The sequence below is a fragment of the Streptomyces sp. NPDC058246 genome, from assembly GCF_042881985.1.
Lineage (GTDB): Bacteria > Actinomycetota > Actinomycetes > Streptomycetales > Streptomycetaceae > Streptomyces.
In genome coordinates this window covers 36909-62243 of record NZ_JBHVWZ010000036.1, presented here as the reverse complement: position 1 = coordinate 62243, position 25335 = coordinate 36909, and the positions used below count along the sequence as shown (strand labels likewise).

General features: G+C 69.3%; 28 protein-coding genes. 12 read left to right on the top strand and 16 right to left on the bottom strand.

Annotated features, from left to right (window positions below):
* Positions 1–5 precede the first annotated feature (5 nt).
* The 3 genes from ACFVXA_RS34890 to ACFVXA_RS34880 form a co-directional block, all read right to left on the bottom strand.
* The gene (locus ACFVXA_RS34890; protein WP_390028229.1) at positions 6–1349 is read right to left on the bottom strand and encodes an MFS transporter; all 1344 of its coding nucleotides are present in this window, start codon (positions 1347–1349) and stop codon (positions 6–8) included.
* Positions 1350–1437: 88 nt separating this feature from the next.
* Positions 1438–2565, bottom strand: coding sequence for a hypothetical protein (locus tag ACFVXA_RS34885; RefSeq protein ID WP_383905014.1), 1128 nt, complete (start codon positions 2563–2565; stop codon positions 1438–1440).
* Between the two features lie 358 nt (positions 2566–2923).
* Entirely contained in the window at positions 2924–3514 is a 591-nt protein-coding gene (locus ACFVXA_RS34880; RefSeq protein ID WP_362018363.1) for a cysteine hydrolase family protein, read from the bottom strand.
* Positions 3515–3673: 159 nt separating this feature from the next.
* Here ACFVXA_RS34880 and ACFVXA_RS34875 point away from each other — a divergent pair, with 159 nt between their 5' ends.
* The gene (locus ACFVXA_RS34875; protein WP_383744114.1) at positions 3674–4666 is read left to right on the top strand and encodes a GlxA family transcriptional regulator; all 993 of its coding nucleotides are present in this window, start codon (positions 3674–3676) and stop codon (positions 4664–4666) included.
* 17 nt (positions 4667–4683) lie between these two features.
* On the opposite strand, the gene ACFVXA_RS34870 is transcribed toward ACFVXA_RS34875, so the two are convergent.
* Both ACFVXA_RS34870 and ACFVXA_RS34865 read right to left on the bottom strand, forming a co-directional pair.
* Positions 4684–4956 carry a DUF397 domain-containing protein gene (locus ACFVXA_RS34870; protein WP_390028228.1) on the bottom strand — a complete coding sequence of 91 codons (273 nt, stop codon included), beginning with the start codon at positions 4954–4956 and terminating at the stop codon, positions 4684–4686.
* The gene (locus tag ACFVXA_RS34865) at positions 4938–5771 is read right to left on the bottom strand and encodes a helix-turn-helix transcriptional regulator (RefSeq protein ID WP_390028227.1); all 834 of its coding nucleotides are present in this window, start codon (positions 5769–5771) and stop codon (positions 4938–4940) included. Before ACFVXA_RS34865 ends, ACFVXA_RS34870 begins: the two co-directional genes overlap by 19 nt.
* A 116-nt stretch (positions 5772–5887) precedes the next feature.
* Between ACFVXA_RS34865 and ACFVXA_RS34860 the strand changes: the two genes are divergently transcribed.
* From ACFVXA_RS34860 to ACFVXA_RS34845, 4 genes are all read left to right on the top strand, one after another.
* Complete coding sequence (locus tag ACFVXA_RS34860) at positions 5888–6094, top strand: hypothetical protein (protein ID WP_362018370.1); 207 nt, start codon at positions 5888–5890, stop codon at positions 6092–6094.
* 77 nt (positions 6095–6171) lie between these two features.
* Positions 6172–6327, top strand: coding sequence for a hypothetical protein (locus tag ACFVXA_RS34855; RefSeq protein ID WP_390028239.1), 156 nt, complete (start codon positions 6172–6174; stop codon positions 6325–6327).
* Positions 6328–6396: 69 nt separating this feature from the next.
* Positions 6397–7143: a DNA repair protein RecO gene (recO, locus tag ACFVXA_RS34850; protein ID WP_389757716.1), complete on the top strand. Its 747-nt coding sequence runs from the start codon at positions 6397–6399 to the stop codon at positions 7141–7143.
* Positions 7144–7246: 103 nt separating this feature from the next.
* On the top strand, positions 7247–8095 hold the full coding sequence (locus tag ACFVXA_RS34845) for an isoprenyl transferase (protein ID WP_389748253.1): 849 nt from the start codon (positions 7247–7249) through the stop codon (positions 8093–8095).
* A gap of 87 nt (positions 8096–8182) precedes the next feature.
* Here the strand turns inward: ACFVXA_RS34845 and ACFVXA_RS34840 are convergent, their stop codons facing one another.
* The 5 genes from ACFVXA_RS34840 to ACFVXA_RS34820 form a co-directional block, all read right to left on the bottom strand.
* Positions 8183–8569, bottom strand: coding sequence for a hypothetical protein (locus ACFVXA_RS34840; RefSeq protein ID WP_362018375.1), 387 nt, complete (start codon positions 8567–8569; stop codon positions 8183–8185).
* 145 nt (positions 8570–8714) lie between these two features.
* A complete protein-coding gene (locus ACFVXA_RS34835; protein WP_362018377.1) occupies positions 8715–9134 on the bottom strand; it encodes a Fur family transcriptional regulator in 420 nt (139 codons plus the stop codon).
* 58 nt (positions 9135–9192) lie between these two features.
* Entirely contained in the window at positions 9193–10095 is a 903-nt protein-coding gene (locus tag ACFVXA_RS34830) for a metal ABC transporter permease (protein WP_362018378.1), read from the bottom strand.
* On the bottom strand, positions 10095–10874 hold the full coding sequence (locus ACFVXA_RS34825) for a metal ABC transporter ATP-binding protein (RefSeq protein WP_362018379.1): 780 nt from the start codon (positions 10872–10874) through the stop codon (positions 10095–10097). The genes ACFVXA_RS34830 and ACFVXA_RS34825 overlap by 1 nt, the downstream gene beginning before the upstream one ends.
* Positions 10875–10879: 5 nt before the next feature.
* Positions 10880–11842, bottom strand: a complete 963-nt coding sequence (locus ACFVXA_RS34820) for a metal ABC transporter substrate-binding protein (RefSeq protein ID WP_390028226.1) — start codon at positions 11840–11842, stop codon at positions 10880–10882.
* A gap of 177 nt (positions 11843–12019) precedes the next feature.
* Between ACFVXA_RS34820 and ACFVXA_RS34815 the strand changes: the two genes are divergently transcribed.
* On the top strand, positions 12020–13402 hold the full coding sequence (locus ACFVXA_RS34815; RefSeq protein WP_362018383.1) for a glycine--tRNA ligase: 1383 nt from the start codon (positions 12020–12022) through the stop codon (positions 13400–13402).
* Between the two features lie 195 nt (positions 13403–13597).
* Here the strand turns inward: ACFVXA_RS34815 and ACFVXA_RS34810 are convergent, their stop codons facing one another.
* Positions 13598–14650, bottom strand: coding sequence for a chitinase (locus tag ACFVXA_RS34810; protein WP_362018385.1), 1053 nt, complete (start codon positions 14648–14650; stop codon positions 13598–13600).
* A gap of 252 nt (positions 14651–14902) precedes the next feature.
* Between ACFVXA_RS34810 and ACFVXA_RS34805 the strand changes: the two genes are divergently transcribed.
* Complete coding sequence (locus ACFVXA_RS34805) at positions 14903–15907, top strand: aldo/keto reductase (RefSeq protein ID WP_383744096.1); 1005 nt, start codon at positions 14903–14905, stop codon at positions 15905–15907.
* 26 nt (positions 15908–15933) lie between these two features.
* Positions 15934–16530 (top strand): TetR family transcriptional regulator, encoded by a 597-nt coding sequence (locus ACFVXA_RS34800; RefSeq protein WP_383744094.1) that lies wholly within the window; start codon positions 15934–15936, stop codon positions 16528–16530.
* 282 nt (positions 16531–16812) lie between these two features.
* Here the strand turns inward: ACFVXA_RS34800 and ACFVXA_RS34795 are convergent, their stop codons facing one another.
* Positions 16813–17019 carry a hypothetical protein gene (locus ACFVXA_RS34795; protein ID WP_362018390.1) on the bottom strand — a complete coding sequence of 69 codons (207 nt, stop codon included), beginning with the start codon at positions 17017–17019 and terminating at the stop codon, positions 16813–16815.
* Positions 17020–17186: 167 nt separating this feature from the next.
* Here ACFVXA_RS34795 and ACFVXA_RS34790 point away from each other — a divergent pair, with 167 nt between their 5' ends.
* Positions 17187–17915, top strand: a complete 729-nt coding sequence (locus ACFVXA_RS34790) for a transporter substrate-binding domain-containing protein (protein ID WP_383905009.1) — start codon at positions 17187–17189, stop codon at positions 17913–17915.
* 56 nt (positions 17916–17971) lie between these two features.
* Here the strand turns inward: ACFVXA_RS34790 and ACFVXA_RS34785 are convergent, their stop codons facing one another.
* Complete coding sequence (locus tag ACFVXA_RS34785; protein WP_383744089.1) at positions 17972–19405, bottom strand: MFS transporter; 1434 nt, start codon at positions 19403–19405, stop codon at positions 17972–17974.
* A gap of 101 nt (positions 19406–19506) precedes the next feature.
* Here ACFVXA_RS34785 and ACFVXA_RS34780 point away from each other — a divergent pair, with 101 nt between their 5' ends.
* Complete coding sequence (locus ACFVXA_RS34780; RefSeq protein WP_390028225.1) at positions 19507–20574, top strand: helix-turn-helix transcriptional regulator; 1068 nt, start codon at positions 19507–19509, stop codon at positions 20572–20574.
* A 59-nt stretch (positions 20575–20633) separates the two neighbouring features.
* Here the strand turns inward: ACFVXA_RS34780 and ACFVXA_RS34775 are convergent, their stop codons facing one another.
* On the bottom strand, positions 20634–22097 hold the full coding sequence (locus ACFVXA_RS34775; protein WP_362018395.1) for an MFS transporter: 1464 nt from the start codon (positions 22095–22097) through the stop codon (positions 20634–20636).
* A 336-nt stretch (positions 22098–22433) separates the two neighbouring features.
* On the opposite strand from ACFVXA_RS34775, the gene dusB reads away from it, so the two are divergent.
* Together dusB and ACFVXA_RS34765 are read left to right on the top strand one after the other, a co-directional pair.
* Entirely contained in the window at positions 22434–23588 is a 1155-nt protein-coding gene (dusB, locus tag ACFVXA_RS34770; protein ID WP_362018397.1) for a tRNA dihydrouridine synthase DusB, read from the top strand.
* 65 nt (positions 23589–23653) lie between these two features.
* Positions 23654–24211, top strand: a complete 558-nt coding sequence (locus ACFVXA_RS34765) for a hypothetical protein (protein WP_383744084.1) — start codon at positions 23654–23656, stop codon at positions 24209–24211.
* A gap of 110 nt (positions 24212–24321) precedes the next feature.
* On the opposite strand, the gene ACFVXA_RS34760 is transcribed toward ACFVXA_RS34765, so the two are convergent.
* Together ACFVXA_RS34760 and ACFVXA_RS34755 are read right to left on the bottom strand one after the other, a co-directional pair.
* Positions 24322–24513 carry a hypothetical protein gene (locus ACFVXA_RS34760; protein WP_384025027.1) on the bottom strand — a complete coding sequence of 64 codons (192 nt, stop codon included), beginning with the start codon at positions 24511–24513 and terminating at the stop codon, positions 24322–24324.
* A gap of 311 nt (positions 24514–24824) precedes the next feature.
* Positions 24825–25286, bottom strand: a complete 462-nt coding sequence (locus ACFVXA_RS34755) for a MarR family winged helix-turn-helix transcriptional regulator (protein WP_390028224.1) — start codon at positions 25284–25286, stop codon at positions 24825–24827.
* Between the last annotated feature and the right edge of the window lie 49 nt (positions 25287–25335).

The window sequence follows — 25335 nt, the reverse complement described above, 5'->3', positions numbered from 1 at the left end:
GCGTTTCACAGTCCGACGAGCTGACTCCCGGTGCGTGAGGCGGCGTGCCGCGTGCCCGCCGCGTCGTCACCTTCCTCGTCCGCGTCACCTTCCTCGTCCGCGTCACCTTCCTCGTCTGCGTCGCCGTCCTCGTCGGTGGCGTCGGGGCACACAAATCCGGGGCGGGCCGCGCGAAGCCCGAAGACCGTCTCGGGCACCACCAGGGCGAGCAGGAGAAGAAGCGAGACCTGCCATCCCCCGGTGACGCTGTGCAGCACTCCCACCGCCAGCGGCCCGAGACCGGCCAGCAGATAGCCGATGGTCTGCGCCATGCCCGACAGGCGTGCGGCGACCAACGGGGACGGCGAGCGCAGGCTCAGCAGGGTGACGGCCAGCGGGAACGCACCCCCGGTGGCGAGTCCGAGCACCGGCACCCACACCCAGCCCAGGCGCGGGGCCACGAGCAGACCCCCCAGGCCCACCACCATCACGGCGGCCACGGCAAGGACCAGGGGCCGCTGGTCACGCAGGCGGGCGGCGACCAGCGGGACGACGAAGCCGAGCGGAATGCCGATGATCATCATGACCGAGACCATCATCCCGGCCTCGGGTGCGGCGAGTCCGTGGTCCCGCATGATCGCGGGCAGCCAGGACACCAGCACATAGAACATCAGTGACACCAGACCCAGGAAGGCCGCCACCGACCAGGCCGGCGGGGACCGCAGCAGCGACCCTGTGCCGGGCTTCACCGCGGGCGTGCGCCGGGTCTCCCGCGCCCGTTCACCGCGGTGTCCGCGACGACCGCGCAGCGCCCACACCAGCGCCGCGATCAGCGAGGGAACCGCCCACACCGCAAAGGCCGCACGCCAGCCGACAGCGTGGTCGAGAGGGACGGCCAGACCGGCGGCGAACGCGCCGCTGGCCGCCATCAGCATCATCGCCAGCCCGGTGAGCGACCCCACCCGCTCGGGAAACCGGCGCTTGATGATCGCGGGCAGGAGCACATTGCCCGTGGCGATGCCCGTCCCCGCCAGTACGGTCCCGGTGAACAGGGCCACCGGGGACGGCACCACGCGCAGCAGGATGCCCGCCGTGATCAGAAGGAGCGCCCCCGCGATCGCCACCTCGGTGCCCACCCGGCGGGCAACAGGGGGCGCGAGAGAGGCGAAGACGCCCAAACAGAGCACCGGGAGGGTGGTGAGCACGCTCGCCCCCACCGGGCTGAGCCCGAACCGGGCCTTCAGCTCGGCGAGTACGGGAGCGACCCCGGTGATGGCCGCCCGCAAGTTGATCGCCAGCAGACCGATGCCGAAAAGAGCCCAGAGCCCGGTCGCTCGGATATTGCGTATGTCGCGTAGAGAAGTAGCCATGTCATATGTCCCCCGTCGTGATGGAGCGACAGCGGCTTCCTCGCTCGAAGACAGCGGTCCGTACCGTCTCGAACGAGGAAGCCACGCGTCACGCCTGCGCTGCCTTCTTCTTGTGGAAGGGGCAGGTGTCGCCCGAGGTCATGGCTGAGGCGGTCTGGGCGGTGGACGTCACCCCGTTGAGCTGGTCCAGGATTTCGTCGGAGAGCAGGTCCTGCTTGCCCTTGAGCGCGTCCGCGACTTCCTCGTCGACGGAGAAGACCATCTCGGCCGCGATGTTGTCCTGAACGATCCGGGCGAGGTTGTCCAGGGCGACGAAGATCGGGTCCTTGGGCGGCTCGACGGCCGGCAAGTCGATCAGGTGGGTATCGACCTTGGCCGGATTCATGCACGGCTTGATGATGATCGAATTCTGGTTCAGGACGGAAGTCGTCCACTGCGACAGCACGACGACATACAGGTCCTTCCAGCCCTCCTCGCCGATCTTGGCACGCCACCGCTTCATGAGAGCTTGCACGGCGGATATCTGAGCCTGGGCCGCGTGCTCCATGTTGGTGCGGATGTTGCCGTACACGCTGCCCGAGAAATCATCGAACGACTTCATGTCGAAGGACTTGTTCTTCACGGACGTGTCGACGAACTTGAGCGCGGCGTCGAGCAGCTTCGTGCACGAATTCACCATGGCCGGCGGGATGTTCGCCTTGTCGATCTGCTGGCGGGCCGTGGTGAGCGTGACGGCGAAGTCCTGAAGCGGGGTGATCCAGCCGGTGGTGCCGGTTCCCTTGAACGCGACCATCTTCAGGTCGTGCGGGTCGATGCGGTCGGCGTTGGGGAGGTTCGGGACCTTGCTGTTCAGGTACGGCGCGATGGTCGAGAAGATGCCGAGCGGCACATGGCTGATCGACTTCGCCAGCTCGAACACCTCGGATACAGGATTCAACGATTCCTGTGTCCCGTTGTGGACGAGGGTGAACTTACCGCCCTTGGAGTCGTTCTGCACGACGATGACGGGGCTCAGGTACTTGATCAAGTCGGATTTGAGCAGGGCGTAGTTGGCGCGCATACCGCTGTTGACCGCGAGAATCGCGTCGCGTGCCTGCCGCTCCGAGTCCGTCACGGCCTCGCCCACGGTCGTGGCGGCGGCCGAGGGCGGGGCGGCGAAGAGTGTGGTGGCGCCGACGGCGGAAGCGCCGCCGATAAAACCTCTGCGTGTGGCCATGTTCTGTCTCTCCGTACGGGTTCGAAAGGTGTGCGGACGGTCATTCCGTGGGGGAGGCGAAAACTGTTCATGGGGGTCTTTTCCTTGGTGGGGGGATGGGGGATGGGGGGATGGGGGATTTTTTTGGGGGGTGCGAGAATTACGCTAGCCCGTGAACGGGCAAGGGAGAATTGGGGGATGGCACAGTGGTGGCGATTGCGGCCTGTACGAAAGGGGGCCTCGGGGTGGAGGCGCGAATTCCCCTTTGTGACCGGGAAGTTGACGAGATCGAGGGTCAGGACGTGGACGAGCGCGGCTCCTGTGATAATTCCTCAGCAGAAGCCGCGCTCGCTTCGGTCGATTCACTCGGCCCCGGTGGTCAGACCAGGGACTTCTCGGACGCGACGACGACGCCGTAAAGGTCGGCGATCGTCGCCAGCGCACTGTGATGGATCTGGGAGGCGGCCAGGTCGGTGCCCGCCGACGGCAGAGGGCGCGTCGCGCAGGCGTCGGCGACCACCGTGGGCCGGTTCCCGCGCAGGAAAGCACCCTCGGTGGTGAACGTCACGCACATGTGCGTCATGAACCCCGCGACAATGACGTCCTTGTGGCCGGCGGCATCGACGTGCTCGCCCAGGTCGGTGTCGACGAACGCGTTCGGGACCTTCTTGACGACGACGGGCTCGCCCTCGATCGGCGCCACGCTCGGGTGGATCTGGCCGATCTCCGCTCGGATGTCGTACGGGGTGCCCTCGCCGCCGTCGTTGATGACGTGGATGACCTTCGCGCCCGCCTCCCGCGCCCTTCCCAGCAGCACGGCAGCGGAGTCGAGCGCGGCCTGCCAGCCCTCCAGCTCCATCACGCCACCGACGTAGGTGTTCTGGTAGTCGACCAGGATCAGGGTCGAATCGGCAAGCGACGCAGGCGTCTCATCAAAGCCGTTGAGTGCGCGCAGAGTCGTCGTAGCCATGGAAGTACCACCTCAGGTTTCGTGCCAGATGTCGTGGCCCACCCGCACGGTGAGCTACGCCTAGAAAGCTATGGCCCGTCAGAGAGTGTCGGCAATGTCATCTAACATGCAGATCCGGACATCGCCGTTGCCGACCAGGCGGAGACCCGCGGAGACACCATGAGCACCGTCAGAAGACTCATCGTCATCGTCCTCTTCGAGGGCGTCGACCTGCTCGACGTCACCGGGCCGCCGGAAGTGTTCTCCCTCGTGCAGCGCGAGACGGATGACGCGACGGGTTACGACGTCGTCCTCGCCGCCGAGACCATGGACCCCGTCACGACCTCCGCCGGCGTGCGCATCCTCCCCGACATCACCTTCGACGAGGCGGCCACGAGAAGCATCGACACCCTCCTGGTGCCCGGCTCCGTCGAGGTCGACAGCCAACGCCGCGTACACGCCCTCACCGACCCCGCGGTGGTCGGCTGGGTGAAGAAACTCGCGGCCACCACACGCAGGGTCACATCCGTCTGCGTCGGAGCGCACCTCCTCGCCGCCGCCGGACTCCTCGACGGCAAGCGCGCCACCACCCACTGGTCGACCGCGCACCAACTCGCCGCCGACCACCCGCTGATCGAGGTCGACGCCGACCCGATCTTCATCCGCGAAGGCGACGTGTGGACCGGAGCGGGGATCAGCGCGTGCCTCGACCTGTCGCTCGCCCTCGTCGCCGACGACTTCGGCGAGACCATGGCGCTCCGCGTCGCCCGGCAGCTCGTGATGTACCTGAAACGGCCGAGCGGGCAGAGTCAGTTCAGCGTGCCCCTCGAACCCGTCTCCACGACACGGCGCATCGAAGACCTCCGCCACCACATCACGCGCAACATCGGCGAACAGCTCACCGTCGCAGACCTCGCCGCCCACGCCCACGTCAGCGAGCGGCAACTCACCCGGATCTTCAAAACCGAACTCGGCATGACCCCGAGCGTCTACATCGAATCAGCCCGCGTCGAGATGGCGCGCAACCAACTCGAATCCACCGATGCCACGCTCGAACGCATCGCCTCCACCTGCGGGTTCGGCACCACCGACACCCTCATCCGAGCGTTCCGCCGCACGCTGGACACGACACCGACGGAGTACCGCCGCCGCTTCCGGGCCGGCCCCGGCTGAGAACGGGGGCCGCAGGGTCACCTCGTGACGGCGCCCACGAACTCCGCCCAGGCGACGGCCCCGATCAGCAGAACGGGACCGGCCGGGACCTTGCTGTCGCGGACGGGTACGACACCGGGGACTCCGTCGGCCACTTCGAGGCAGCTGCCGCCGTTGTCGTCGCTGTAGGTGCTCTTGCGCCAGCGGGCGGCGCCCACGAAGTCGTACGCGACCTCGACGCAGCTGCCGCCCTCGCCGTTGCTGTAACTGCTCTTGCGCCAGCGGGCGTTGCTCAGGTCGTACTCGCGCATCGTCTGAAGTCCTCCGCCGCCGATTCGATCAGGGCGAGGGACGCCTCCGGCGACAGTGCGACGGCCCTGAGCAGATCGTATGCGTGCTGTGCACGCTTCACCACTGCCGGGTCGTCCATCAAGGTTCCCGAAAACGAGGTCTCTGTATAGGCAGTTGGAGGTGCATCCTCGAACTCCATAAGCGTGAGCATCCCGCCCATGGACGCGTGCGCACCCGCCGCGCACGGGGGTACCTGCACCACCACCTTGCGTCCTCGCACCATCCCCGCGAGGTGGTCGAGCTGTCCAGCCATAGCCGCCGCCCCGCCCACCGGGATCCGCAGCGCGTTCTCGTGCAGCACCACCCAATACACGGGCCTTGTAGCGTCGCCGAGGACGCGAGCGCGCTCCAGTCGCGCGGTCACCTTCTCCTCGATGTACTCCTCCGTGACGAACGGGTTGGCCGCCAGCGTGACCGCCCGTGCGTACGCGGCGGTCTGCAACAGCCCCGGCACAAGAGTCGGCGCGAACTCGCAGATCCTCGTCGCCGTCCGCTCAAGCTCCACCACCTCCGCGAAATAGTCCGCGTACCGCTTGTCATCGATGAGCTTTCGCCACGTGCGCTCGAAAAAACCATCGGTTTGCAGGGTCTCGTCAATCCGCTGGGCCACGTCCAACTGCGGTTTCCGAATGGCCTGTTCGAATTGCCCGATGTAACCGCCGGAGACGAAAACCCGGGCTCCTAACTCCACCTGAGTGAAACCGGCTTCCTCCCGGCGCCGTTTCAGCTCCGTGCCGAAGAACTCCCAGGCTGCCTGCCGCGAACCGTTGGCCACAGGCCAACCCCCTTACGCTGCGCCGCACTTGTAGAGGACAGACTCCTGCCGAGTGTAGGTGCAGAGCGTCACGCTGGAGATGCGAAGCGTGAAAATCAAAAAGACAGGGGAACACGGTGAAGGCACAACACTCGGCGCTCTGCGTCGAAGAGGCGGAGGTAACGGTGAAGGAATTGCGGACGGCGCTCGCGAACGCCGGAATTTCACTGCCGTCGCTACGGATCGATCCGGCGACTTTGGCGCGCGAGGCACCCTGTCCGCTGATCGAATTGGGCGGCTGCACCGTCGAGGTCGCGGCCCGGCTCGCGGCGGCTCTGCGGTGACGCCGAAGCCGCCGAAGCCGAAGCCGCCGATCGGCTCGTACGCCGTGGACACGCGCACAGGGAAGGTGGGAATGGTCATGGGACACGAGGGACCGTACGTACAGCTGAGACCGATGGGTGGCGGCAAGGAGTGGGACTGCGAACCGGACGCCGTCCGGCGAGCCACCCCGGCGGAGCGGCTCAGCGCGGCGACGTCGTACGCCAACGCACGAAGTCGCGGCGAGGTCCCTTGAAGAGAGCGGCGACGGCCAAAGGTGCCCGTCCTGCCCGGGGCGCCGCCGCCGTAGGCGAGAATGGACCGCATGAGTCTGTTCCGCGACGACGGCATCGTGCTGCGCACCCAGAAGCTGGGTGAGGCGGACCGGATCATCACGCTGCTCACCCGCGGTCACGGGCGCGTACGCGCCGTGGCCCGGGGCGTGCGGCGGACCAAGTCCAAGTTCGGGGCGCGGCTCGAACCGTTCTCGCACGTGGACGTGCAGTTCTTCGCGCGGGGGAGCGAACTGATCGGGCGCGGGCTGCCGCTGTGCACGCAGAGCGAGACGATCACTCCGTACGGTGGCGGGATCGTGACCGACTACGCGCGGTACACGGCCGGGACGGCCATGCTGGAGACCGCCGAGCGGTTCACCGATCACGAGGGGGAGCCCGCCGTACAGCAGTATCTGCTGCTGGTCGGCGGGCTCCGCACCCTCGCCCGCGGCGAGCACGAGCCGCACCTCGTCCTCGACGCCTTCCTGCTCCGCTCCCTCGCCGTGAACGGCTACGCGCCCAGTTTCAGCGCCTGCGCGAAGTGCGGGATGCCGGGACCGAATCGGTTCTTCTCGGTCGCGGCGGGAGGTTCCGTCTGCGTCGACTGCCGGGTGCCCGGCAGCGTCGTACCCTCGGCAGAGGCCCTCGTACTGCTCGGCGCGCTGCTGACGGGAGACTGGGAGACCGCGGACGCGTGCGAGCCGCGGTACGTCCGTGAGGGCAGCGGGCTGGTGTCGGCCTATCTGCACTGGCATTTGGAGCGCGGCCTGCGCTCGCTTCGGTACGTAGAGAAATAAGCGCCACCACCAGAGCAAGCAAGCCCCAGAGCAAGCAAGCCCCAGAGCAGCAAGCACCAGAGCAAGCAAGCACCAGAGCGAGTAAGAGGGAGACGAGAAGCACATGGTCGTACGCGGGATCCTGGGACGCCAGCGCCGCGAGTACAGGACGCCGGAACCGCACCCGTCCGGTGCCCGCGCCCCGAAGCTCCCTGGTGAGCTGGTGCCGAACCATGTGGCGATCGTCATGGACGGGAACGGGCGCTGGGCCAAGGACCGTGGGCTGCCGCGTACCGAGGGGCACAAGGTCGGCGCCGAGCGCGTGCTCGACGTGTTGCAGGGCGCGATCGAGATGGGGGTCGGCGCCATCTCGCTGTACGCCTTCTCCACCGAGAACTGGAAGCGCTCGCCCGACGAGGTGCGCTTCCTGATGAACTTCAACCGCGACTTCATCCGCAAGACCCGCGACCAGCTCGACGAACTCGGCATCCGGGTCCGCTGGGTGGGCCGGATGCCCAAGCTGTGGAAGTCGGTGGCCAAGGAGCTCCAGATCGCCCAGGAGCAGACCAAGGACAACGACCGGCTGACGCTGTACTTCTGCATGAACTACGGCGGTCGCGCCGAGATCGCCGATGCCGCGCAGGCCTTGGCGGAGGACATCAGGGCGGGCCGGCTCGACCCGTCGAAGGTCAACGAGAAGACCTTCGCGAAGTACCTCTACTACCCGGACATGCCGGACGTGGACCTGTTCCTGCGGCCGAGCGGCGAGCAGCGCACGTCCAACTACCTGCTCTGGCAGAGCGCCTACGCCGAGATGGTCTTCCAGAACGTGCTGTGGCCCGACTTCGACCGGCGCGACCTGTGGCGCGCCTGCATCGAGTTCGCCTCCCGCGACCGCCGCTTCGGCGGCGCCGTCCCGAACGAGCAACTGCTCGCGATGGAGGCCGCGATGAAGGGCCGCCCCGAGAGCTGACGGACACGCGAGCGGCCCCGCTCCACCGGAGTGTGGAGCGGGGCCGCCCGCGATTCAGTGCTGCCGTCAGCCGTCAGCCGTCAGCTGTCAGTTGTCGTTGTAGAACGTGTACGCCTTGCACTCGCCCTCGGAGCCGGCCGAGTAGCGACAGAAGAGGAAACCGATGTTCCGGTTCTCCGGCAGGTCGTACTTGCTGCCATTGCTGGCCTTGTGGGTGGCGCAGTTGCCCTCGCCGCCGACGTAGAAGTTGTACTTCTCGGCGCCGTACGGGTCGTCGAGGGAGACGTGGATCTTGACCGCGGAGCCGTCGGCGTCCTTGTCGCAGATCGTCACGACGTCGCCGTACTCGTTGAAGTAGCCTTCACCGCTCCAGCCGGAAACGTTCCCCCACGCGTCCCCGGTGTGCATGGTGTGGTCAGCTGCCATCGCGGTGTTGGAGATGCCGAGCACGAGCGCCGCGCTCGCGACCCCCACCCCTACAATACGGCCGATCTTCACAAAGACCCCCTGTGGTCATGTCAGGTCCTGGTCATCAGGACTGACGTGACCTTAACAATTGGTGATCACATTTGACCAATCGTTTAGGAAGCCGCGCACTTCGCGCGCTCGGCGCTCTCCGCTAGGAAGCCGCGCACTCCGCGCACTCGGCGCACGTACCGAAGATCTCCACCGTGTGCGCGACGTTCACGTAGCCGTGCTCCGCCGCGATCGCCTCCGCCCACGTCTCGACGGCCGGCCCCTCGACCTCGACCGCCTTGCCGCAGACGCGGCAGACGAGGTGGTGGTGGTGTTCGCCGGTGGAGCAGCGGCGGTAGACGGACTCGCCGTCGGAGGTGCGCAGGACGTCGACCTCGCCGGCGTCGGCGAGCGACTGCAGCGTGCGGTACACGGTGGTGAGTCCGACGGAGTCGCCCTTGTGCTTGAGCATGTCGTGGAGATCCTGCGCACTGCGGAACTCGTCCACCTCGTCGAGCGCCGCCGCCACGGCGGCACGCTGCCGGGTGGAACGGCCCCGTACGGGCGATCCAGCGGTTGTCACCGTTGCCTCCTCACGTCTGCCCTTGCCCGGCCATTGTGCCAGTCCGGACTGTGCGTAGTCAGACGCCGGCCTTCGTCTCCGGGCCGCGCGTGGCCGGAATTGCGCACTCCGCCGGGTCTCCGACGGCCTGGGCCGCCGCCAGTGCCCGGGCCCGTCGCCGCGCGAGCGGCGTCGCCAGCGCGGTCAGCGCGATGAACGCGCCGATCGTCAGCAGCACGATCGTCGCGCCGGGCGGCACGTCCTGGTAGTACGAGGTCACGGTGCCGCCGATCGTCACGCTCACGCCGATGGCGACCGCGATCGCGAAGGTCGCGGCGAAGCTGCGGCTCAGCTGCTGGGCCGCCGCCACCGGGACCACCATCAGCGCGCTCACCAGCAGCAGGCCGACCACGCGCATCGCGACCGTCACCGTGACCGCCGCCGTGACGGCCGTGAGCAGGTTCAGCGCGCGCACCGGCAGGCCGGTCACGCGGGCGAACTCCTCGTCCTGGCTGACCGCGAACAACTGCCGGCGCAGGCCGACGGTGACCAGGACCACGAAGGCGGCCAGCAGACAGATCGCCGTCACGTCGGACTCGGAGACGGTGGACAGGGAGCCGAAGAGGTACGAGGTCAGGTTGGCGTTCGAGCCCGTCGGCGCGAGGTTGATGAACATCACGCCGCCCGCCATACCGCCGTAGAAGAGCATGGCGAGGGCGATGTCGCCGCGCGTCTTGCCGTACCAGCGGATCAGCTCCATGATCACGGCGCCGAGGACCGAGACGGCCGTCGCCATCCACACGGGATTGGTGGAGAGCAGGAAGCCGAGGCCGACGCCGGTCATCGCCACATGGCCGATGCCGTCGCCCATCAGGGCCTGACGGCGCTGCACGAGGTAGATGCCGACGGCGGGCGCGGTGATGCCGACGAGGACGGCGGCGAGCAGGGCCCGCTGCATGAAGGCGTAGTTCAGGAGATCCATCAGCTCAGCAGTCCCGTCCGGATCGGTTCGGCGTCGTGAGCCGCGTGCGGGTGTACGTGGTCGTGGCCGGGCAGCGCGTGCTGGCCGACCGCGTGCGGGGGCGGGCCGTCGTGCAGGACGCAGCCGTCACGCAGTACGACCGCGCGGTTGATCAGCGGCTCCAGGGGGCCCAGCTCGTGCAGCACGAGGAGGACGGAGGTGCCGGCCGCGACCTGCTCCCGCAGGGTGGCGGCGAGGACTTCCTGGCTGGCGAGGTCCACGCCCGCCATCGGCTCGTCCATGATCAGCAGCTCGGGTTCGGAGGCGAGCGCGCGGGCTATCAGTACGCGCTGGTGCTGGCCGCCGGAGAGGGCGTTGACGGAGTCCTTGGCGCGGTCGGCCATGCCGACGAGGTCGAGGGCGCGTCGTACGGCCTCGTGGTCCGCCTTGCGCAGCACGCCGAAGCGGGCGCGGGACAGCCGGCCCGATGCCACGATCTCGGTCACCGTCGCGGGCACGCCGCCCGCGGCGGTGGTGCGCTGGGGGACGTACCCCACCCGCCGCCAGTCGCGGAAGCGGCTCCGCGGGGTGCCGAAGATCTCGATCTCGCCGCCGCTGACCGGGACTTGGCCGATCACGGTGCGGATGGCGGTCGACTTGCCGGAGCCGTTGGCGCCGAGCAGCGCGACGACCTCACCGCGGCGCACGGTGAGGTCGATGCCACGCAGGACCGGGCGCGAGCCCAGCTCGGCGGTCACGCCGCGCAGGGATATGACGGGCTCGCTCACGAGGTCCTCCATGATGATCACTTGCTGCCGAGAGCCGTCTGCAGCGCCTTCAGGTTCGACTCCATGACCTGCAGGTAGTCGCTGCCCTTGGACTTGCCGGTGATGCCCTCGATCGGGTCGAGGACGTCCGTCTTGAGGCCCGCGTCGCCGGCTATGGTCTTGGCGGTCTTGTCGCTGACCAGCGTCTCGTAGAAGACCGTCGTGACGCCGTCGGCCTTCGCCATCTTCTCAAGGTCCTTCACCCGGTTCGCACTGGGCTCCGACTCCGGGTCCAGGCCGTTGATGGCCTCCTCGGTCAGGCCGTAGCGCTCGGCGAGGTAGCCGAAGGCGGCGTGCGTGGTGATGAAGACCTTGGTCTTGGTGCCGGCCAGCCCGTCCTTGAACTGGGTGTTGAGGCCGTCCAGCTTCTTGACCAGGGCTTCGGTGTTCTTCTTGTAGTCGGCCGCGTGCTTCGGGTCGGACTTCTCCAGCGCCTTGCCGACGCCGTTCGCGACCTCGGCGTACCGCACCGGGTCGAGCCAGATGTGCGGGTCGGTGCCGCCGGTTTCCTCGCCCTTGGTGTCGTCATGGGCGGCCGCGTGCCCGCCGACCTCGTTGCCGTGCTTCTCCAGCGTGGTCAGCGACGCTGCGTCGATCTTGGTCTTGACCTGGGACTGCGCCACGGCGTCGTCGACGGCCGGCTGGAGGTTCTTGAGGAAGAGGACGGCGTCCGCCTCCTGGAGCTGCGCGGTCTGCTTGGCGCTGATCTCCAGGTCGTGCGGCTCCTGGCCGGGCTGGGTCAGATTGGTGACCTTCACATGTGTCCCGCCGATCTGCTCGGCGAGATACTGCATGGGGTAGAACGACGCCACCACGTCGAGCTTCCCGCTGCTCTTGCCATCGGCCGCGGACGAGTCCGAGCACGCGGAAAGGGTGCCGAGACCGAGGGCGGTGGCCGCCGCGACCGCGGACCCGGATATGAGGCGTCGTCGTACGTTCATGACAGTCATTTTCAACAAACTTGGAAACGATTGTCAACAAGCACATGGGTAGGCCTCTGGGTAAGCAGTCGGTAAGCCCGCACACCGGGCACAGCGCCCAACCGATTTGATACGGGGGTGGGCCGCGCCGGTAACCTGAAGCATTCGCTGCCGTCCGTTCGTAATGAAGAGAGCACCGTGGCCGCCGACAAGATCGACACCATCGTCAGCCTGAGCAAGCGCCGTGGCTTCGTTTTCCCCAGTAGTGAGATCTACGGCGGACAGCGTGCCGCCTGGGACTACGGCCCGCTCGGCGTCGAGCTCAAGGAGAACATCAAGCGCCAGTGGTGGCGTTACATGGTCACCTCCCGTGAGGACGTCGTCGGTATCGACTCGTCGGTGATCCTTGCCACCGAGGTCTGGGTCGCGTCGGGTCACGTCGCCACCTTCACCGACCCGCTCACCGAGTGCACCTCCTGCCACAAGCGCTACCGAGCCGACCACCTGGAGGAGGCCTACGAGGCCAAGCACCACCGCCTCCCGGAGAACGGCCTCGCGGACATCAACTGCCCCAACTGCGGCAACAAGGGCCAGTTCACCGAGCCCAAGCAGTTCTCGGGCCTGCTCTCCACCCACCTCGGCCCCACGCAGGACAGCGGCTCCGTCGCCTACCTGCGCCCCGAGACGGCGCAGGGCATCTTCACCAACTTCTCCCAGGTGCAGACCACCTCGCGCCGCAAGCCGCCCTTCGGCATCGCCCAGATGGGCAAGTCCTTCCGCAACGAGATCACGCCCGGCAACTTCATCTTCCGCACCCGCGAGTTCGAGCAGATGGAGATGGAGTTCTTCGTCAAGCCGGGCGAGGACGAGAAGTGGCAGGAGTACTGGATGCAGGAGCGCTGGAACTGGTACACCGGCCTGGGCCTGCGCGCGGAGAACATGCGCTGGTACGACCACCCGGCCGAGAAGCTCTCGCACTACTCCAAGCGCACCGCCGACATCGAGTACCGCTTCCAGTTCGGCGGCAACGAGTGGGGTGAGCTGGAGGGCGTCGCCAACCGCACGGACTACGACCTGTCCGCGCACTCCAAGGCCTCCGGCCAGGACCTCTCCTACTTCGACCAGGAGGCCGGCGAGCGCTGGACTCCGTACGTCATCGAGCCCGCAGCGGGTGTCGGCCGCGCGATGCTCGCCTTCCTGCTCGACGCCTACGTCGAGGACGAGGCGCCGAACGCCAAGGGCAAGATGGAGAAGCGCACGGTGCTGCGCCTCGACCCGCGCCTGTCCCCGGTCAAGGTCGCGGTGCTGCCGCTGTCCCGCAACCCCGAGCTGTCCCCGAAGGCCAAGGGCCTGGCCACCGCCCTGCGCCAGCACTGGAACATCGACTTCGACGACGCCGGCGCCATCGGCCGCCGCTACCGTCGCCAGGACGAGATCGGTACGCCGTTCTGCGTCACGGTCGACTTCGACACGCTCGAGGACAACGCGGTGACGGTGCGCGAGCGCGACTCGATGAAGCAGGAGCGGGTTTCGCTGGACCAGATCGAGGGCTACCTGGCGGCGCGGCTGATCGGCTGCTGACCTGGTATCTCGCTTTCTCGGCTTTCGCGGCTTTCTCAGCTTTCTCACACGGAAGCCCCCGGTTCCCTTCGCGGGAACCGGGGGCTTTCGTGCGTTTTCTGGGGGCGGCTCGCAATGGCTTGCGACGACCCGCAACGGCCCGCAACGGCTTGCGACCACCCGCAAGGGCCCGGGACTCTCAACGGCCCGCGACTCTCAACGGCCCTGGAGGGCCTTCACGTTGTCGCCGAAGGTCCAGTTCTTCGAGCCGTCCCAGTTGATCGACCAGGTCATCAGCCCCTTGAGGCTGGTGCCGTAGTGCCTCCACGCCTGGGAGACGAGGCTCGGTGACATGTAGCCGCCGCCGGCGCCCGACTGGGCGGGAAGCCCCGGGACCTGCTTGTCGTACGGCACCTTGATGGTGGTGCCCTGGACGACCAGCCCCTTGTTCAGGCAGTCGGTCTGGGCGGTGAAGCCCTGGACGGTGCCCGCGGAGTAGGAGTCGCCCGAGCAGCCGTACATGCTCCCGTTGTAGTACTGCATGTTCAGCCACCACAGGCGCCCGTTGTCCGCGTACTTCTTCACGATCGGCAGATACGCGCCCCAGATCGAGCCGTACGTGATGCTGCCGCCCGTGACGTAGGCGGTCTCCGGCGCCATCGTGAGCCCGAAGCCGGACGGCATCTGGGACAGCACTCCGTCGATGATGCGGATCAGGTTGGCCTGCGAGGTGGAGAGTTGGCCGATGTTGCCGCTGCCGACGAGCCCGGTCTCGATGTCGATGTCGATGCCGTCGAAGTTGTACTTCTTCAGGATCGGCACGATCGTCGCGACGAATCGGTCGGCCACGGCGGAGGAACTGAGGTCGATCCCGGCCGCCGCCCCGCCGATGGACAGCAGGATCGTCTGCCCGGACGCCTTGGCCGCGCACATCTCGGCGGGCGTCGCCACCTTCACGCCCGTGTCCATCCCGTCCTCCCACAGCGCGGTGCCGTCGGAGCGGATGACGGGGAACGCCGCGTTGATCACGTTGTAGCCGTGCGCGGCGATACGGGAGTCGGTGATCGGCGTCCACCCGAAGGGCGGGTGCACCCCGTTCGACGAGCCGTCCCAGTTCTCCCAGTAGCCCTGAAGAACCTTCCCGGACGGGCGGGACTTCACCGCGCAGGTGTCGGCTGCGGATGCGGTGGGGGCGGTGGCGATCGACAGTGGGGTCAGGACGGCTGCGGTCAGCGCGACGGCGAGCAGCCGCAGCTTCCGACGGATCATTCGGGCCTCCCGGTGGGGGTGCGGTGAGGTGTCGTAGGCATGACAGTGCTCGTGGTCCAGACCTCTCGTCAATAGGTCTGGACCAACTTCGGCCTCGACTGGCGCATGACGCATGACATCGGCCTCGACTACGCATGACGCATGACAGGCGACCGATGGCAGGTGACAGATAACAGATGACAGATATTGAAATCTGTCATCCGTCATGCCATGGTGGATGTACCAACCCCCCAGGACACCCAAGGAGTCCTCATGCAAACCCGTCCCCTCGGATCCACCGGCCCCCAGGTCTCCGCCCTCGGCCTCGGCTGCATGGGCATGTCCGCGCTGTACGGCGAGGCCGACCGCGCCGAGTCCATCGCGACGATCCACGCCGCCCTCGAGGCCGGGGTCACCCTGCTCGACACCGGCGACTTCTACGCCATGGGGCACAACGAGATGCTGATCGGCGAGGCGCTGCGCGCGGCTCCGGCGGCGCTTCGGGACCAGGCGCTGACCAGCGTCAAGTTCGGGGCGCTGCGTGACCCGGACGGTGGCTGGAGCGGATACGACGGCCGCCCCGCCGCGGTGAAGAACTTCGCCGCGTACTCGCTTCAGCGGCTCGGCGTGGACCACATCGACGTGTACCGGATCGCGCGGGTCGACCCCGGCGTACCGATCGAGGAGACGGTCGGGGCGATCGCGGAGCTGGTGGAGGCCGGGCATGTGCGGCACATCGGCCTGAGTGAGGCCGGTGCGGACACCATCCGCCGGGCCGCCGCGACCGCGCCCATCTCCGACCTGCAGATCGAGTACTCGCTCATCTCCCGCGGTATCGAGGACGAGATCCTGCCGACGACGCGGGAGCTGGGCATCGGCGTCACGGCGTACGGCGTGCTGTCCCGTGGGCTGATCTCCGGCCACTTCACGGCCGACCGGCAGCTCGCCGCGACCGACTTCCGGGCCATGAGCCCCCGCTTCCAGGGCGAGAACCTCCAGCACAACCTCGCCCTCGTCGAGGCGCTGCGGAAGATCGCCGAGCAGAAGGGCGTCAGCGTGGCGCAGATCGCGATCGCGTGGGTGCTGTCGCGCGGTGAGGACATCGTGCCGCTCGTAGGCGCGCGGAGCCGTGACCGTCTGACCGAGGCGCTCGGGGCGCTGGACGTGCCGTTGGACCAGGGCGATCTGGCCGCGATCGAGGAGGCGGTGCCGGCGGATGCCGCCGCGGGCGACCGTTACCCGGCGGCCCAGATGGCGCACCTCGACAGCGAGCGCTGACAGTACCGGCAGGTACGGTCTTCGTCATGGCACCGACGACCGAAGCACTGACCGCCGAGCGCATCCTCGAAGCGACCGAGGAGGTGCTGCGCCGCCACGGCCCGGCCAAGGCCACCGTGGTCGACGTGGCCCGCGCGCTCGGCGTCAGCCACGGCAGCGTCTACCGGCACTTCCGGACGAAGGCGGCGTTGCGGGAGGCGGTCACGAAGCGCTGGCTGGACCGTACGTCGCAGATGCTGGAGGAGATCGTCCGGTCCCGGGACGAGACGCCTGCCGTGGCCCTGGAGCACTGGCTGGGTGCGTTGTTCACCGCCAAGCGGCGCAAGGCGGGCGGCGATCCTGAGCTGTTCGCCACGTATTCGGTGCTGCTCGGTGAGGCCAGCGCCGTGGTCGAGGAGCACGTCGCCGATCTCGTCGAGCAGCTGACGCAGATCGTGTCCCGTGGCATACAGGAGGGCGACTTCAAGGCGGTGGACGGCGACTCCGCCGCGACGGCCCGCGCGATCTTCGACGCCACGAACCGCTTCCACGACCCGTGTTACGCCCACGAGTGGGAACAGCCGGGCATCGAGGGCGAGTTCGCGACCGTGGTGCACCTGGTCCTGCGCGGCCTGCACCACTGACCCGACACTGACACCCACACCCGACGTCTCGGCCCGGCGCCCGCGCTTCGTCTCGGCCCGACGTCTCGGCCGGGCGCCCGCGCTCGGCGTCTCGGCCCGAGGTCTCTGCCCGGCGACGCCCGCGCTCGGCGTCTCGGCCCGGCGTCCGCGCCCGACCACTCCGCCTGGCGTCCGCGCCCGTCGTCCCTGCCCGACGTCAGCGCCCGACGTCCGCGCCCGGCTCCGTGCCCGGCGTCGGCGCGGCGGGGGCGTCTGGGTCGGCAGGGCGGCCCCGCCGCGGGTCTAGCCCTCCGTCGGATCCACCGTCGCCTGATGCGCGTCGGCCAGGTGTTCCTCCGCCTTCAGCCACGGCAGGAACTGCGCGCCCTTGCGCCAGCCGCAGGTGTCGCACCTGATCGTGCGCTGCACGCCCGCCCGTTGGACGCGTACGACGTGCTCGCGGCCGTGCTGGTCCCAGCGGCTTACCTTGCTCGTGTTGATCTGCAGCATGACACCTCCTGGTGTTACCGCTTCGCTTGCGCAGCAAGGAGTGTGCAGCATGGCGAAGATCAACGGGGGTTCTTCGGCGGCGAGTTCCGTATGGGGTCCGTCGCATTCAGGGTGACCCGCGTTCCCGCCTCCGCGCCGCTCCCATCCGCTGACCTACACTCCGCTCCATGACGACCGGGACCGGAAGTGCCGCCATTGCCAAGGATCTTGCCCCGAGCGGCAGCCTGCGGGCCTCGATCAATCTGGGGAATCCGGTGCTCGCACAGGGCACCCCGCAGGCCCCGGCCGGTATCACCGTGGACCTCGCGCGTGAGATCGGCGCGAGGCTCGGCCTGCCCGTCGAGTTCCTCTGCTTCGACGCCGCGCGCAAGTCGTACGAGGCGATGGCGGAGGGCCGGGCAGACATCTGCTTTCTTGCCGTGGAGCCGGCCCGTGAGGCCGAGGTCGCCTTCACGGCGCCGTACGTCGTGATCGAGGGCGTGTACGCCGTGCCCCGCGATTCGGACCTCACCTCCGTGGCGGACGTGGACCGTCCCGGCGTACGGGTCGGGGTGAAGCGCGGTTCCGCCTATGACCTCTTCCTCTCCCGGACGCTGAGGGACGCGAGCGTCGTGCGCGGGGACGAAGGGGTCGAGGTGTTCGGCGCCGAGGGGCTGGAGGTCGCCGCCGGTATCCGGCAGCCGATGACCGAGTTCGTCGCCGCGCACCCCGAACTCCGCCTGATCGAGGAGCGGTTCATGCAGATCCGGCAGGCGGTCGGCACGACCACGGCTCGCCGGCCGGAGACCGTCCGCTTCCTCCGCGACCTCGTCGAGGAGTTGAAGGCGAGCGGCTTCGTCGCGGACGCCCTCCGGCGCGCCCACCAGTCGGAGACCCTGGTCGCCCCACCGGCCTAGCCCGGCTCAGCCCTCCGCCACGGGCGCACCCCTGTCGTGTCGGACAGCTCCGGCGGTCAGCTGATCGTGCGCGGCAGGCGCAGGCTCAGTGCCGTGGTCAGGACCACGCCCGCCAGTTGGACCAGCAACGTCGTCACGAGGGCGTCACGCATGCCGTGGGTCGGGACGAGGGAGAGGAACAGGGTGCCGAGGGAGGCGACGCCGAGAGCGAGCGCCGACTGCTGGGTGGTGATCATGACGCCGCTGCCGACACCGGCCCGGGCGGCCGGCACCTCGGAGAGGATGATCCGGAAGATGACGGGGAGTTGGAGGGCCTGGCCCGCGCCCGCGACCGCCGCGCCCGGCAGCAGCTCCCACACCCCCAGGTTCGGCCAGGACCGCCACGCGGCCAGCGCGATGAGGGCCACGCCCACCCCCTGGATCAGTCCGCCCGCGGTGACGATCCGGGTGCCGTAACGGGCGATCAGCCGCGGCCCGCAGAGGGAAACGACGAGGAAGACGGCCGCCATGGGGGCGAGGGCCAGGCCCGCGGGCACCGGTCCCAGTCCCGCACCCTGCTGCAACGCCACCGCGATCACGAACATGAACCCGCTGAAGCCGATGGAGAACGGGACGATCATCACCAGGCCGCGGCGCAGGGACGTCAGGGCGAAGAGGCTCGGGGGGACCAGCGGGGTACGGCCGCGGCGGTCCTCCCGGCGCTCGACGAAGTAGAACGCCGCCGCCGCGAGCGGGAACAGTGCCAGCGACAGCCAGGTCCACAGGGGCCAGCCCGCCGCCCTGCCCTCCGTGAGCGGGGCGAGGAGGGCCAGCAGGGATATCCCGAGCAGTACGGTTCCGGGGGCGTCGATCGGTTCCGGGTGCTGCGAGCGCGTCTCGGGCACGGCCCGCGCGGCGAGGATCAGGCCGAGGATCACGACGGGCACGTTCACGAGGAACACCGCGCGCCAGCCGGTGCCCGCGATGTCCGCCGCCACCAGGACGCCGCCGAGGATCTGCCCGGCCACCATGGACAGGCCCGCCGTGGCCCCGTACAGGCCCATGGCCTTCGCGCGGCGCGGGCCCGCGGTCGCCGACTGGATGGTGGCGAGCACCTGCGGCAGCATCGCCGCGGAGGCGGCGCCCTGCGCGACGCGCGCCGCCACCAGGGTCCAGGCGGTGGGCGCGAGTCCGCACGCCAGGGAGGTGAGGCCGAAGGCCGCCATGCCGCCGAGGAAGAACTGGCGCCGGCCGAAGAGGTCGCCCAGGCGTCCGCCGAGGACGAGCAGGACGGCGTACGCGACTCCGTAGCCGGCGACGACGAGTTCGAGGACTGCCTCGCTCGCGTGAAGGTCACGGCCCATGGTCGGCAGGGCGACGTTGACGATGAAGAAGTCGATGAGCGGCAGGGCCGCGCCGAGCAGCACGGTGAAGAGTCCGAGGCCGCCGAGTACGGGTGGCCCGGCGGGGGAACGGACTGAGGTCGTCGTGAGAGTTCCGGTTTCGGTCACGTCCTCCAGGCTTCTCCCGTGCTCAGGCTGGTACCAGAGTCTTCTTATCCTGGTAGCAGCAGTACCTGGCAACAGGTTCCGGTGAACGGCAGGCTGGAGGCATGACGACGATGGCGCAGGAGACGACCAGCGGCCGGACCCCGAGGACCGGCAGCTCTGCTCCGAGGGACAGCAGCCCCGCCGCCCCGACGGACGCCAGCCCTGCCCCGAGGGACACCGTCCCGGCGGCCGGGCGCCGTGCCCCAGCCGCGGTCTCGGCCCCGGTGGTCACCCCGGAAGCCCCGCGGCCGCCCGGTACCGCCGCACCCCGCGGCAGCGACATCCGGCGCCACGAGCTGGCCGCCTTCCTGCGCAACCGCCGCGAACGCATCCCGCCCGAGCAGGTCGGCCTGCCCCGCGGCCGCCGTCGGCGCACCCCGGGCCTGCGCCGCGAGGAGGTCGCCCAGCTCTCCGCCGTCGGCGTCACCTGGTACACGTGGCTCGAACAGGCCCGTGACATCCAGGTCTCCGAGCAGGTCCTCGACGCCCTCGCCCGCACCCTGCTGCTCGACGCCAGCGAGCGCGCGCACCTCTTCCAGCTGGCCGGGGCCGTCGACCCCTCGCCCGCCGCGCAGTGCCCGACCATCACCCCGGCCCTGAGCCACGTGCTGACCCAGCTGGAGCCGGTCCCGGCCTGCATCCAGAACAGCCGGTACGACATCCTCGCGTACAACCGCACGTACGCCCGTCTGATGATGAGCGACCTCGACGCCGTACCGCCCGAGGACCGCAACTGCATGATCCTCGTCTACACGCACGCGGAGTGGCGCAAGTCGATCGTGCTGCTCGACGAGACCATGCGCATGATGGCCGCCAAGCTGCGCGCCTCGATGGCCGGACACCTCGGTGAACCCGCCTGGAAGATGCTGGTCAAGCGGCTGAAGGCGGAGTCGGCGGAGTTCCGGGAGATCTGGGAGCGGTACGAGGTGGTCGGCGGCGCCCGCAGCAAGACCAAGCAGTTCCTCAACCCGTACGTCGGGCTGCTCACCCTCGACCACACCGACCTGTGGCTGGCCCCCGACATGGGCGCCCGCATGGTGACGTACGCCCCCACGGACGAGGAGAGCCGCGAGCGCCTGGAGCGGCTGTACGAGATCGCGCTGGGGGCGGAGGCCGAGGCGGCGGCCTAGGCGGCGGGCCAGGTAACGCAGGTGACGCCGCGGGCGGGCCAGGCGGCGCCGCGGGTGGCCTAGGCGGCGGGCGCGTCCTGGGTCTGTACGCCCACCTTCTCCCGTACCACCCCGGACTCCAGCTCGCGCGCCGTCCGCTCGGCCGTGCCGCGCGCCCAGCGTCCGCTGGTCAGCGCGCCCAGGACCAGGACCGCGAGACCGCACCCGGCGATGATCCACCAGCCGGGGCGGGCGGCCGACACGAAGGTGTCCCGGTACGCCGACGCCCCCACCCCGGAGGCCAGCACCGCGCCGACCACGGCCACGCCCAGGGTGCCGCCGATCTGGCGGCTGGTGGAGGCGACGGCGGCGGCGACGCCCGCCTGGGTGCGGGGCATGCCGGACACGGCGGTGTTGGTGATGGGGGCGTTGACGAAGCCGAAGCCCAGGCCGAAGAGGACGTAACCGAGGACGAGCGTGAGGTTCGAGGTCTCGGCCTGGAAGGCGGCGAAGAGGACGCCGCTCGCGGTCATCGCGATCCCGGCGACCAGGAGCGAGAAGCGCGGGCCTCGGCTGCCGACCAGCCGGCCCGACAGCGGCGCGCACACGAAGCACATGGCCGCCATCGGCAGCATCCACAGGCCGGCGTGCAGCGCGTCCAGGCCGCGTACGTTCTGCAGGTAGAGCGTCGACAGGAACAGGAAGCCGCTGAGCGCCGCGAACGCGCTGACGGCGATGACCGTGGCACCGCTGAACGGCGCCGAGCGGAAGAAGCGCAGGTCGATGAGGGGTTCGGCGCGCCGGGGCTCGTACCGCAGCAGGCCCAGCAGCGCGGCGACCGCGATCACGCCGAAGGCGAGGGTCTTCAGGGCGCCGGAGCTGGGCGCCTCGATGATCGCGTACGTCAGTGAGCCGAGCAGCGCGATGACCAGGAACTGGCCGACCGGGTCCGGGCGGCGGGCCTTGGGGGCACGGGACTCGGGGACGTAGCGCAGGGTCAGCAGGAGCGCGGCCAGGCCGACCGGGAGGTTGATCCAGAAGATCGACCGCCAGCCCACCGAGTCCACGAGCAGGCCGCCGACCAGCGGTCCCGCGGCCATCGATATGCCGACCACACCACCCCAGACACCGATCGCGCGGGCGCGCTCACGCGGGTCCGTGAAAGTATTGGTGATGATCGACATCGCCACCGGGTTCAGCATCGAACCGCCGACCGCCTGCATCATCCGGAACGCGATGAGCGAGTCGAGGTTCGGGGCCAGGGAGCACAGGACCGAGCCGCTCGTGAAGATGATCAGGCCCACCACGAAGACCTTGCGCCGGCCGATCCGGTCGGCGGTCGAGCCCGCGAGCATCAGCAGTGAGGCCAGGACCAGCGTGTACGCGTCGATGGTCCACTGGAGGCCCGCCACGCTCGCGTGCAGTTCCTTCTGCATCGAGGGCAGGGCGACGTTGAGAACCGTGTTGTCGAGGCTCACGATCAGCAGGCTCATGCAGCAGATCGCGAGCACCAGCATGCGGTGGCGGTGGCTGAGCTCGGGCATTTCTCCAGAGTACGCCGCCATCAATAGTGCGTCTAACTAATGACCACTACACCGTCTTCCGTCTCGCATCCTGGAAAGGGCTCGCCTCACAGCCGTACGAGCCCATGTCACGCACGTCACGCGGGGCCGCACGGGCGCCTGTTGCCGTACGCGGCGCGGTCCGCACGGGCGCCTGCCGTCCTGCGACCCGGGTCGTACGAGCACCTGTTAGGCGCACGCGACGCGGGGCCGTACGAGTACCGGTCGGCGTACGCGGCGCGGGGCCGTGCGAGCCCCTATCGACGTACGCGACATGGGGCCGTACGAGTACTTGCCGGCGTACGCGACAATGGGGGAATGTCCACGACCGTCCTCGCTCCCGCGTCCCCGCTGTCGATCGGCCCCCACACGGTGCAGCCGCCCGTCGTCCTCGCCCCCATGGCGGGCATCACGAACGCGCCGTTCCGCACGCTGTGCCGCGAGTTCAGCGGCGGCAAGGGTCTGTTCGTCAGTGAGATGATCACCACGCGGGCGCTGGTCGAGCGCAACGAGAAGACCATGCAGCTGATCCACTTCGACGCGAGCGAGAAGCCGCGCTCGATCCAGCTGTACGGCGTGGACCCGGCCACCGTCGGCAAGGCCGTCCGCATGATCGCGGAGGAGGGCCTGGCCGATCACATCGACCTGAACTTCGGCTGCCCGGTCCCGAAGGTGACCCGTAAGGGCGGCGGCTCGGCGCTCCCGTACAAGCGCAACCTCCTGCGGGCGATCCTCCGCGAGGCCGTCAGCGGCGCCGGGGACCTGCCGGTCACGATGAAGATGCGCAAGGGCATCGACGACGACCACATCACGTTCCTGGACGCCGGCCGGATCGCGGTCGAGGAGGGCGTGACGGCGATCGCGCTGCACGGCCGCACGGCGGCGCAGCACTACGGCGGCACCGCCGACTGGGACGCCATCGCAAGGCTCAAGGAGCACGTGCCGGAGATCCCCGTCCTCGGCAACGGCGACATCTGGTCCGCGGAGGACGCGCTGCGGATGGTGCGGGAGACCGGGTGCGACGGGGTCGTGGTCGGGCGCGGCTGCCTCGGCCGGCCGTGGCTGTTCGGCGACCTGGTGGCCGCCTTCGAGGGGCGTACGGACGCCTACGCCCGTCCGACGCTCCGTGAGGTCGCCGCCGTCATGGTCCGGCACGCCACCCTGCTCGGCGAGTGGATCGGCGACGAGGCGCGCGGCGTCATCGACTTCCGCAAGCACGTCGCCTGGTACCTGAAGGGGTTCGCGGTCGGCTCCGAGATGCGTAAGCGCCTCGCGATCACCTCCTCGCTCGCCGAACTCTCCGACGGCCTGGCCGAGTTGGACCTCGACCAGCCCTGGCCCCTCGGCGCGGACGGGCCCCGCGGCCGTACGTCCGGCAACAACAGGGTTGTCCTGCCGGACGGTTGGCTGAAGGACCCGTACGACTGCGCGGGGATCGGCGAGGACGCGGAGCTGGACACGTCCGGGGGCTGAAGCGGACCCCGCCCGTCCCGCGGGCGCCCTCGACAGCCGGAAGCGGGCTCCCCGACACTGGCGGCGTGACGGACAGTGCGGTGTGGGTCGCGGTGTTCACCGGCGCCACCGCGGTGCTCGCCGGCTGGGTGACCACCCTGGGCAACGCCCGGGCGGCGAAGGTCCAGGCGGAGGCGTCGGCCCAGGTCCAGCACCGGGACCGGATCCGGGAGCTGCGGCGGGCCGCCTATCCGGACCTCATGGAGCAGGCGCACACAGTGGGCCAGCTGTACTGGCGAGTGGGTGACGCATACGTCCAACTCCCGGATCAGGACGCCCGTTTGGCGCGTATTCAGGAGCTGCGCGGCGAACTCCGCGCCGCCTTCGACCCCCTTATGCGCAGCGTCAGGGTCATCGTTCTGGAAGGCCCCGCCCTCGCCGCCGAGGCGGCCGAGGCTGTCCAGCGGGCGGCGGCGATGGCGAACCGTGCGCTCTGGCGGGTCACGGAGAGCGCCCCGGACGCCGGCGAACGGTCCGACGGCGCCCCGGGCGCCCGCGAGCGCTTCGACGAGGCCCACGATGTGTTCCGCCACAGCCTGGAGCGGTTCACGACCGTGGCCCGCGATGCCATGACCGCCTCCTAGGATCTGTCGCGCGCCCTCCGGCCGCAGGCCCGTTACGCGCCCTTGAGCCGCGGGCTCGTTGCCGCCTCGGGGAACATCGGTACAGCGGTTATCGGTGAGAACGATCTTGTTCAGGGCGTGAGGGTGCTGACCCGGTTCTCGTACTCGCGGCGGGCCTTGCGCTGGGCAGGGACTGCGGGGAGGCCCTGGCCGCCGTCGAGCGGCTGGCAGCGGGCGAGGAGCTGGCGGTGTACGGCGGGGATGGCGCTGACGCGCAGGGTGTAGCCCTGGCCGCGCCGTACGGTCGAAGGGCCCGGCACCATCCCGTCCGGCCCCGACAGCGGCGGCGGGATGCGTGTCTCGTGATCATCGGGGCGGTGCGCACGTCGCCGGTCTTCGCGGCCGCCACGGCGGGGCGGCGCCCGCCCTTGCCGACAAGCAGCCAAGCACGGGGAGACCTGCCCTGCCCGAGCAGCAGCGAATCACCACCAAATCGCACGGGACAGTCGCCAGAGCGCTACGGGACGCCAACCGCAAACTCAGCGAGGAGAACGAACGGCTCCGCAACGAACTCGCCGTAGCTCTCGGCCAACTCCGCGACCTCCGCCGAGGCATTCCGGTCGAATAAGGGCCTTCAGGGCCTGTTCGCAGTTCTGATCAGCACCCGCAGCGCATGCACCAGCCGCGCCGCGTCCTTCTCACCGAGCGGGGCGAGGAACGCGCGTTCCGCCGCCTCGCGGGCGTTCTCCGCATCGGCCCGCACCCGCCTGCCCCGCTCCGTCAACTCAACGACGTTGCGGCGGCGGTCCTCCTCGCTGCGGCGCCGCTTCACCAACCCTTTGCCCTCCAGTGCGTCGACGAGCGCGACCATCGTCGTGCGGTCCACGCCGAGCCGCCGCGCAGCCTCCAGCTGCGACAGGGGGCGGCCCGCCGCCAGCACCGCGAGCACCGCCAACTCCCGTCCGTCCAGCCCGAACGGGGCAAGTGCGGGCCCGGCGCGCTCGGTCAGCCGAAGCTGCGTGTGCTTGAGCAGGTAGCCCAGCCGCGTGCCGAGCAGCTCCTCGACCGCGGCGCCGCCGTCGTCATTCTCCGCCATCTCGGCATCTTAACAATCAGCTGATGGTCAGCAGAACTGACGATCAACT